Here is a 9,986-nt window from a genome sequence, read left to right on the forward strand (position 1 = left end):
ACAGCCTGCAGTAAGTAAATTTATTAATCTAATATTTACTATAATTTATTTATAACACTCTAATTAATGATAACCTTATGACCTGGATAAAAAAAACTGGTTTTATGCTTGTTTTTTTATTAGTTTTCTTACCTTTCCTTGGCTACTCTCTAGGCGGTCTTTATAACTTTTTGCCTACCCTTCTACTATTTACTCTTGTACCCTTTATTGATTATTTAGTTCAAGATTATTCTAACCCTAATGATCAGCAAGAATATTCATTAAAAAAGGATTGGTATTTTAAAGCGGTTACATTAATTTATGTCCCAGTCCAAATCATTTTTTTATCAGTAGCAATTTATATTGTTAGTACTCATACCTTAATATGGTATGAGTGGCTAGGTTTTTGCCTTTCAATCGGTGCTTTAACAGGCGGTATAGGTATTAACCTAGCGCATGAACTTGTTCATAAAAATAATACATTAGAACAATTTGCAGGTAAGGTTTTATTAAGTATGGTTTTTTTCGGACATTTTATAATTGAACATGTTCGTGGTCACCATATTTGGGTTGGCACGCCTCATGATCCTGATACAGCCAAATTAGGTGAAAATTTTTATCAATTTTTTCCAAAAGCCTTTATAAAGTCTTTCATTTGGTCGTTAAAATTTGAAAAAAATCGGCTGCAAAAAAATCAGCACTCTTTTTACAGTTACCATAACCAGTTTTGGTGGATTATTTTTGCGCCCTTAGCAATAAGTGCCTTTTGTTATATCTTAGGAGGATGGTCTGCCTTACTGTTTTTTATAGGGCAAGCAATAATAGCTATTTTCATATTAGAGACTGTAAATTACATCGAGCATTATGGCTTAGAGAGACAAAAGCTTGCTAATGGTCAGTATGAAAAAGTTTCTTTTCAACATTCATGGAATGCTAATCATTGGCTCAGTAATGTTATCTTATTTCAACTACAACGTCATGCTGATCACCATTTAAATGGCGCTAAACCCTATCAGGTTTTAAAGCATATCGATGAAAGCCCCCAATTACCCACAGGCTATTTAGGTATGATTTTTCTAGCTTTAATTCCACCGCTTTGGCATAAGGTAATGGATAAGAGAGTCTTGGATTATCGAAGCAAACATAATATTCAACTTAATGTAAGATAAATAGATACGTTACGGTAAATTAAATATAAAAGAGACTAACACTCGTATACTCTATTATAAGGCCTTGTCTAAAATGAGAAGTATTTATTACTCATTTCTATTATAAGTAAGTCCATAGCAGAAAACATTTTCAAAATATATCATTAAAGCCACTAAAAGTTAAAAAAACAAATCTAATCGAGTAAATTTATTACATTTAGCTATAATATACAGCAAGTAATTAATTTTGAGATGATATGGAAGAGCTACATAAAAATGAGCCAGAGTTTTATAGAAAAAGATATGAAGAATATTTAAGTGAAAAACCAGATGGCTTATACGCGTTTTATACTCCGCCTGATAATAAAACATATTTTAAATATGACGGTGTATGTTATGAAGTAAAAAATAAATTAGGGAAAGGATCATATGGGGATATCTATTTATTAAAAAATAAAGACGATGAAAAAGCACTGAAAATTATGAAAGGTCCTGCGTCAACTAGCAATTTAGCCGACGGTGTTAATAAAGCGTCTTCTGAAAATAGTATCTCTCTCCAAGAAAAAAAGGGAAATATTAATAAAGCGTCCTCTGAAAATGATCTCTTTATTCCGGAAAAGAAAGAAATACCACGAGCTTCACGCAGTGCACCTACTAGAAGAAAACATGGTGATAGATTTGATTTTCAACCGAATGAAGTGAAAGAGAAAGCCCAGCATGAACTTATAGGCTTGCAAATACTTAACCATACCTCTATGAAAGACATTGTTCAAATGGAAAGAAAAGATGAGAATGGCGAAACTTATACCTATTTTTACATCCTTATGGATTATTGTGGCATACCTCTTTCAGAGATTATAGATCCCGAAAATAAAAACCAATATACCTTCCAAGATTACCTTGATATCGCCATTTCTACGGCTGAAGAGTTAGAAAAATTACATCAGGGTCTGCAATTTGACAGGGATGGAGAGAATTTTCAAGAATCCAATCCAATAGTAGATTCAGGCTATTATCATGGTGATTTGAATCCCAAAAATATTTTAGTCTTAAAACAACCTAATGGTCAGTATAAAGGAAATTTGGTTGATTTTGGTAATATGGCAAAGATTGCACTAATGGAAGTGGATATCCATGAAAAATATGTTTGGAAAGATATGAAGGGTAAAATTATTACTAAAGAAGAAGCTGCGTTGTTACCCTATGATTCTTATGAAGAATCCGTAAAAAAACGAGAAAAAGTTATTCAAGGAATAAAGGCTAGAGCAGGCGGAACACCAGGGTATTTTGATCCACAACAATCAGCGCGCTCAACAAAAAGCTCAGAGGTTTACGAATTAGGAGTAAACTACGCTCTATTATTTAATTATGGCAGAATAGAGTATTCTGAAGGGCCGCCTGTATTTAAATTAGATGAGAATTACCAGCCATTCTCCCTTCAAGACGAAGAAATTTATAATTTAGTAAAAAAAATGGTATCAAAAAATGTAGAAGAAAGGCCTAAATTATTATTAAAAGTAATAGAAGAATTAAAAACTCAAAGAAATAAACTATTAAACATTTCACCTAATTTGGAAAACGCCTCACCTAATGCAGAAGATGCGACAGTTGCTCCAGAATCTAAGCAGCCCCCTAAATTAAATCCCTAAAATTTATAGGAATGTTAACTAAAAATAATTAGGCAAAAAAGTATTAAATATTGATATAGCCTACTCTATAAGCTTCAGTGAATACTTTGAGCAATTTCTAGCTGAAAGCTCGTGATTAGACTGCGCTACTTTTTCTTTGCATGTATTAAAATCAGATGAAAATAGAATGGAAATTATTTCCATTATTCAGGGACAGTTTCCCTAAGTGCTTATTATAACAACTCTTTAGAACTGACCCAATTATTTAAATAACACCTTTTTAAGCAGGACAACAGCTCAAATAAGATCCAATACCTTCGTCCTCTTCAGGCTCTTGTATTACCTTATTTTTTTCTAGTTCAGAATCACCTGCAAATTCTACCATTTTAACTTGAGGCTTATTAGCCTTATGCTTTTCATAAGCCTCATAAAGCTTATAGGTAAGATAAACTGCCGTTAATACTAAAGCTGCTTCCCAGCAGATAGCAAAAGTAGCGATCATAATGCCAGGTAAAACTGCATTTTTAACCATGGTTAATATAAATTCTTGTCGCGCTGCTTGAAACTCTTGCAGTGCTAAAGCCATATCTTTTTCACTTGCATTATCTACTTTTGCTTGAGTAAGCCGCAATTTTTTATCTTTATATTGACTATAAACAGGCGCAGATAAATACATGGTAACTGCAATGGTACAAACAGCATAAGATAAAGGAACTAGCACAGGAAAGCCTACAATCATTGCTGCACTAAAGCCTGCAGCCAGTAACAATGCAGCGGCAATATTAAATAAGAAAGTTGCGCTATTTACTTTCCAATTTAATTCAAGTTCCTTTTGCTGCTCTTTAATTAAATCACAATGTTGTTGTAACTTAAGGATTTCAGCCTTATTAGTAGTATTAACTAGTAATTGCTCATAATGTTTAAGCTCTTCTTGATACTCAGACTTCTTAAGCAAATACTCTTGTTCTGCAAGATGATGGCGCCAAAGCAATAATCCAACGTCAAACATTAGAAAACCAGCTGTAATCCAACCCGCTGCTGTAGCAGAAATATGGAAAAACTCTGCATAATTGGTTACTCCATTAACCGTTGCCCACACGATATCATTTAAAAATTCAGCATGGCGCTTAGATATCTCTTTGCTAAAACGTTCCCATTTACTTAGCTCTTTTTCAGAATCAGTAGGCGAAAAAGTATGCTTAAGTACTATACCAGCATTAATAATAAAGCGAGCAGCAAAGAAACCAACACTAAATGCGCGAAGAATATCATTGGGCGTTTCAAGCTGTTTAACTATTTTTTCAGCATCAATGGGTTTATTTATCCATTTGCTCAACTGCTCTAACCAATGAGTATTTTTAGCTAAATGTTGAAATGAATTAGTTAAGGTTAAACGACAAAATGTCCAATACATCCGCCCCATATTTAAAAGGCCAACCTCATTACGCAATTTAGAAGCATGCTTAACACTCGTAGCAATATCTTTTAAATCATCGCCGACTTTCTGACCTAATTTTTTAATAAATCCTGCAGCCACTGGCTGTTTTTTATTAGGATATTCTCTATGTTTTTCTAATTCTTGCCAAATTTTTTTACGTAAATTGCTATACTCAACCACTTTAGCGGGCTGGTCATAATCTAGATAATAGGTTTCAAGCATTGAACAACAATAATAGCAATAGAGCCAAAACTCTTCTTGTTTTTCTTTATGTTTACTTAAACTAGCATAAAGTTGACTAAATTCTTGTTCAATAAGCCCTTTATTTTCGGATAAAAATTTAAAGTTTTTTTCTTTTGCTTGTATGTCAATCATTTCAATTGAGTTGTTTGATGCATTTTGTGATGTATTTTGAAAAAAACTATATTTATCATCGCGAAAAGCTCTATATTTTGTTGAAAAAGGCATGATTCAGTCCAAACAAAAAAAGTACAAGAAGTTTAAAAAATACAACTTAACATTCTTTTAACTATCAGACAATCATTTCTTGTATTTTTTTTCTGCATATTGCCTTATAGATAACAAAGTACAGAAATTTATTAATTAACGAAGAAGAAAATAAGGTATTAAATAAGCGAATAATAATTTTTTATTTACCAATGCAAAAACTAGAAAAAATTTTCCCTAATAAATCATCGGAGGTAAATTCACCGGTAATCTCACATAAGCATTGGTGAGCTAACCTCAAATCTTCAGCCAATAACTCACCTGCACGGGCTTGAATTAATTGTTGTTGTCCAACTAACAAGAGTTCTTTTGCCCTATCTAAGGCATCTAAATGTCTTCTGCGTGCTAAAAATTGTCCCTCTGTTGGTTGAAAACCAACTACAGATTTAATTTTATTAATTAGGAGATCAATACCAGCACCAGATTTAGCAGATAAATAAATAGTATTATCTTCTTGTTTAACTTGGTGATGTAACGTATCAATTTTATTAAAAACTTTAATTAAGGGAACGCCAACAGAGAGGCGAGCAGAGATTTCTTTATTAAGCTCATTTTCTTGTTGAGGCTGGTTAATATCAACCATTAATAAAACACAATCAGCTTGACTAACTTCCTGCCACGCGCGTCTAATACCTTCTTGTTCAACTATATCATTACTTTCTCTTAAACCTGCTGTATCAATAAGATGGACTGGTAAATCATCTAATAAAATATATTCTCGCATTACATCACGGGTAGTACCAGCTACTTCTGTTACAATGGCTACTTCACGCCCAGCTAAACGATTAATTAAAGTTGACTTACCTGCATTTGGCTTCCCTGCAATAACGATGGATAAACCTTCTCGTAACATCGCACCTTGTGAAGCATTTTGTCTTAAGTTGGTAAGGTCTAAGAGAATTTCATTAAGTAAAGAGCTAACTTTACCATCCCCTAAAAAATCAATTTCTTCTTCTGGAAAATCAATGGCAGCTTCAACATAAATACGTAAGTTAATAATTTTTTCACTAAGTTCATTTATTTTCCGGGAAAAGTTACCTTGCAAAGATCGTAGAGCCAGACGAGCAGCGGTTAGAGAACTAGCATGAATTAAATCTGCAATTGCCTCAGCCTGGGTTAAATCTATTCTTTCATTTAAAAAAGCTCGTTCTGAAAATTCACCAGGCTTAGCAAGCCGTGCACCATAAGTAATTCCTTGTTGTACTAAATAATCTAAAATAATGGGGGCACCATGACCTTGTAATTCAATTACATCTTCACCTGTAAAAGAATGAGGTGCTTTGAAATAAATAACAATACCTTGATCAATTAATTTATTTTCATTGTCGAAAAAATTAGTGTAGGTAGCTGCACGTCGCTTGATTGTAGTTTGCTTTGTTAATTTAAGAGCAATAGAATAAGCCAGAGGGCCAGAAAGTCTTACTATACCTACTCCACCTTGGCCTGGTGGAGTAGCAATCGCAATAATTGTATCTTGAGAAACATTCATTTTGCTGTTATAAGCTGCTTCTTAGAGGTAGGCCGATTATCACTATATTTCCGCGTAATATACCACTGTTGCAGAATAGATAAAGTATTATTAACAATCCAGTATAACACTAAGCCCGCGGGAAAATTCCAAAATAATGCAGTAAACACAATAGGTAATAACATCATTATCTTTGCTTGTGTTGGGTCTGGTGGAGCAGGATTTAACCGTTGCTGTATCAACATAGTAGCGCCCATAATGATAGGCAATACATGATAAGGATCAGCAGTTGCTAAATCTTTAATCCATAGAATAAATGGCGCTTGTCTTAACTCTACGCTCTCTAATAAAACCCAATATAATGCAATGAATACAGGAATTTGTACTAAGATAGGCAAACAGCCACCGAATGGATTTACCTTTTCTTGCTTATAAAGCTCCATCGTCGCTTGACTAATTTTAGCTTTATCATCACCATAACGCTCACGTAAGGCTTGCAACTTGGGCTGCAATTTACGCATATTTGCCATAGATTTATAACTTGTCGCAGACAATTTAAAGAAGGCCAGCTTAATAAGTACTGTTACAAGTATAATAGACCATCCCCAATTACCCACTACAGAGTGAATAGCTTTCATAATTGAGAATAGAGCTGAAGATACAAACCATAACCAACCGTAGTCAACAGTTAAATCCAAACCAGGTGCTATGGCACTTAAGGTACTGGTCGTTTCTGGTCCGATATATAGTTTAGTACTTAACTCTCTTTTTTCACCTGGCTTAACAATTAAAGGCTGACTAATTGTACCAATGGTATAGTCATTATTAGCGTTACGAGTATAAATAAGATTTTTACTTTTTGTCTCTGGTACCCATGCACTAAGAAAATAATGCTGCTGCATTGCTATCCAGCCGCCTGTTACATCAATGTTAAGATTAGCCTTAGACATATCTTTGAAGCTTACCTTTTTATAACGGCTATGCTCTGGATTCGAGTAAGAAGCGCCAGTATAAGAGCCAATATGAAATAAACTAGACTGATCTTCAGCTGGTAAAGTGCGAACCAGTTGTGTATTCATATAGCCTTGCCAGTCTTGTTGCCCTGCATTTACAATTTGGTAGTTAACTTCAATTAGATAACTTCCTGGCGTGAAAACAAAATTTTTGACTACTTCTAAGCCTGTATCAGTTTGTCCTGTTAATGTTACAACTAATTGTTTCTGATTAGGGTCTAGAAAATAATCTTGTTTAGGTGAGTTATAATTTATTTTAAGATTTTCAACATCGCCATTTTTGTTTACTACAAGGCTACTATTCGCCGTATAACGCTCATTAGGCTTATCATACAATAAAGTTATAGGGGTCTGGCGCTCCTCAACACTTACAGGATAATTTGAAAGTTTAGCTTGAGTAATATCACCAAAATTTTTATCAATTAAAACAGACAATACATCAGTCTTAACTTGAATAGCTTGTGAAGCTGAATAATTTTGTTGTGTATTTGGCGTTTGGCTTACTTGATTTAAGTTGGTTGTCTGATTGCTATTAATATTAGGTAATAAACTATCTTTAGTAGTTTTATTAATGTTACTAGAAGAAGTTACTGTCGTAGCAGGTTTAGCAGGAGGGTAATCTTGTTGCCAAGCAGACCACAAAGAATAAATAACTAGCGCAAGCGCTGCATATAATACAACTCGTCGAATATCCATCAAGATTTCTCTTCATTATGTAACACAGGATCGTAACCTCCTGCTGACCAGGGATGGCAACGGAGTAAACGACAACACATTAACTTTATACCTTTAAAAACACCAAAATGATTAATTGCTGATAAAGCATATTCAGAACAACTAGGATAAAAGCGGCAACTTGGCCTTAACATAGGGCGAATAAATAATCGATAAAGGATTATTGGAAAACTAGTCATTTGACGTAGAAAGTATTTAATTTTTTCCATGCATTACCTAAATGTGCAATAATTAATCTATTTTCTACTTTTCCTGCCCCATGTCTTGCTAAAAAAATAATATCGACTGCAGGTAAGTCTTGCGTGCGAAAATATTCACGTACCAAACGCTTCAGTCTATTTCGTTGACATGCTTTTGCTATTTTCTTTTTTGACAAGGAAAGCCCTAATCTTGCATAGCCCAAGGAATTCTGTCGATATAAAATAATAAATTCCTGGATTATAACTTTATTGGCTTGTGCAAACACGTAATCATAATCACTTTTCGCGATTAAGCGGCGTTTTTTGTCAAAATCATACACTAAGCTGATAAACGTTTACGTCCTTTTGCACGTCGACGCTTTAATACAAGGCGGCCTCCTCGGGTTGCCATACGTTGACGAAATCCATGATCGCGCTTGCGTTTTAGCTTACTAGGCTGGTATGTACGCTTCATTTTAGACCTACTTAAATTAATTCAAAGGTGGGCAATGATAGAAAACTTTACAAGTTCTGTCAAACCATCTGAATCAACAAGCTATGGTCTTTTTAATTCTAGATTAATAGGTTTAGGCAATTTGGGAGAAAATGTAGATTTAATGGTTTTTTGAAAAAATACTTTAAAAAGGTTTAAAAAGTAGTCTGTAATAATAATTAAATCTTAAATATTTATTTATTTTTTATTATTAGTGAGAAAAATTCTGTTTATAACCTTTAAATCTTTCAATTATACAATAACTTATATTAATTATAGATCTGTTAAGAGATCGTGTTTTTCATGATTACTAGTTTAAGATTATTTTTAAACTTTATTAATATATGACTAACTATGCACATCCTTTACCTTGTTAAATTACTTCTTTGTTAACACTTTATTAATGCCTATTTAATTTTCTTTTGTTCTAATTATGCTCACTTTAAACTGGCTATCTAATTATAATAATAAAATAAGAATTTAAATTTGTTATGATTATTAAGTGGCGATTTTCTGTTAGTAACTTATAAAAAATATTATTAATGAAGTACTTAACTAAAATTTATCCTGGTAATATTTAGTATTTAAGTCGTTACTGATTACATTAATAAAAACGTAATTTGAAAGTTTTAAGGCTATTTTGGGGAATTGTCCCCATGTTAAGCTCGATTTGTAGATGGTTTTTAAGGGACATATTCTAATTTTATAAACAAGTATGTACGATAGCTCATCAAATAAGAGGTATGATTGTTTATTTATACTTTTAATTTATTTGTTAATTAGTATTACCTTAAAAAGGATTTCAATAAGTTTATTATTTTCTTCACGATTTACCTGGCTTATGAATCTATATTGCTTACTGATTTTTTAATTTGAATAAAAAAATTTTAATTTTCCCATCTAAGATCGCTTTATCTCTAAACTTTTTTGCGCTACATTATTCTTTGATATACAAAGTTATTCTCCAATGTGTGGGAAATGTAGTTGTGATTTATCTATTTATTGTTTGTATATCCATTTAAATTGACTAATTTTGCTTAGTTAGATCAACGGACCTCATGTAATTAGTAGTTTGATTGACTTTATTTCGGTTTTGAATATTTTATATTCAATTTTATTAAATATTAAGCGAATAAGCCGCGATATAAAAAGTCGATTTCAAAACTATATTTTTATTCTTTGCTAGGTATAATGATCGACCCGCCTATAAATTGTTTTAGTGTAGTGTTCATAATTTTTACTTTATAAAGCAATTTAAAGGTAATGACGCTGTTATTAAATTTAATTATTGTGTTAATAGCAAAGTAATTTAGTTTACTTGCTAACTGGCTTTGGTGGCAGTATTTAACTTTTTTGGTTGTCTATTAATAGCAACCATTGTTGCTTGAGGAGTTTTTT

Annotated in this window: 8 protein-coding genes; 2 read left to right on the top strand and 6 right to left on the bottom strand. The window is 32.7% G+C overall.

What is annotated here, in order from left to right; translation table 11 throughout:
- Window positions 1–77: 77 nt before the first annotated feature.
- On the top strand, window positions 78–1,148 hold the full coding sequence (locus tag DYH30_RS15110) for an alkane 1-monooxygenase (RefSeq protein WP_115332442.1): 1,071 nt from the start codon (window positions 78–80) through the stop codon (window positions 1,146–1,148).
- A 236-nt stretch (window positions 1,149–1,384) separates the two neighbouring features.
- Complete coding sequence (locus DYH30_RS15115) at window positions 1,385–2,776, top strand: protein kinase family protein (RefSeq protein WP_115332443.1); 1,392 nt, start codon at window positions 1,385–1,387, stop codon at window positions 2,774–2,776.
- A 259-nt stretch (window positions 2,777–3,035) separates the two neighbouring features.
- On the opposite strand, the gene DYH30_RS15120 is transcribed toward DYH30_RS15115, so the two are convergent.
- The 6 genes from DYH30_RS15120 to rpmH form a co-directional block, all read right to left on the bottom strand.
- Window positions 3,036–4,661, bottom strand: coding sequence for a hypothetical protein (locus DYH30_RS15120; RefSeq protein ID WP_115332444.1), 1,626 nt, complete (start codon window positions 4,659–4,661; stop codon window positions 3,036–3,038).
- Between the two features lie 181 nt (window positions 4,662–4,842).
- Window positions 4,843–6,189 (bottom strand): tRNA uridine-5-carboxymethylaminomethyl(34) synthesis GTPase MnmE, encoded by a 1,347-nt coding sequence (mnmE, locus tag DYH30_RS15125; protein WP_115332445.1) that lies wholly within the window; start codon window positions 6,187–6,189, stop codon window positions 4,843–4,845.
- On the bottom strand, window positions 6,186–7,877 hold the full coding sequence (yidC, locus tag DYH30_RS15130; RefSeq protein ID WP_115332446.1) for a membrane protein insertase YidC: 1,692 nt from the start codon (window positions 7,875–7,877) through the stop codon (window positions 6,186–6,188). The genes mnmE and yidC overlap by 4 nt, the downstream gene beginning before the upstream one ends.
- Complete coding sequence (gene yidD, locus DYH30_RS15135) at window positions 7,877–8,125, bottom strand: membrane protein insertion efficiency factor YidD (protein WP_115332447.1); 249 nt, start codon at window positions 8,123–8,125, stop codon at window positions 7,877–7,879. Before yidD ends, yidC begins: the two co-directional genes overlap by 1 nt.
- Window positions 8,092–8,436, bottom strand: a complete 345-nt coding sequence (gene rnpA / locus DYH30_RS15140; RefSeq protein ID WP_115332448.1) for a ribonuclease P protein component — start codon at window positions 8,434–8,436, stop codon at window positions 8,092–8,094. Before rnpA ends, yidD begins: the two co-directional genes overlap by 34 nt.
- Entirely contained in the window at window positions 8,436–8,570 is a 135-nt protein-coding gene (gene rpmH, locus DYH30_RS15145) for a 50S ribosomal protein L34 (RefSeq protein ID WP_115303963.1), read from the bottom strand. The genes rnpA and rpmH overlap by 1 nt, the downstream gene beginning before the upstream one ends.
- Window positions 8,571–9,986 lie beyond the last annotated feature (1,416 nt).

It is taken from the genome of Legionella busanensis (assembly GCF_900461525.1).
Classification (GTDB): domain Bacteria; phylum Pseudomonadota; class Gammaproteobacteria; order Legionellales; family Legionellaceae; genus Legionella_C; species Legionella_C busanensis.

Excerpts from the sequence above, each read along its gene's own strand:
- DYH30_RS15110 (WP_115332442.1), top strand. The coding sequence starts at position 78 with ATGACCTGGATAAAAAAAACTGGTTTTATGCTTGTTTTTTTATTAGTT.
- DYH30_RS15115 (WP_115332443.1), top strand. The coding sequence starts at position 1,385 with ATGGAAGAGCTACATAAAAATGAGCCAGAGTTTTATAGAAAAAGATAT.
- DYH30_RS15120 (WP_115332444.1), bottom strand. The coding sequence starts at position 4,661 with ATGCCTTTTTCAACAAAATATAGAGCTTTTCGCGATGATAAATATAGT.
- mnmE (WP_115332445.1), bottom strand. The coding sequence starts at position 6,189 with ATGAATGTTTCTCAAGATACAATTATTGCGATTGCTACTCCACCAGGC.
- yidC (WP_115332446.1), bottom strand. The coding sequence starts at position 7,877 with ATGGATATTCGACGAGTTGTATTATATGCAGCGCTTGCGCTAGTTATT.
- yidD (WP_115332447.1), bottom strand. The coding sequence starts at position 8,125 with ATGGAAAAAATTAAATACTTTCTACGTCAAATGACTAGTTTTCCAATA.
- rpmH (WP_115303963.1), bottom strand. The coding sequence starts at position 8,570 with ATGAAGCGTACATACCAGCCTAGTAAGCTAAAACGCAAGCGCGATCAT.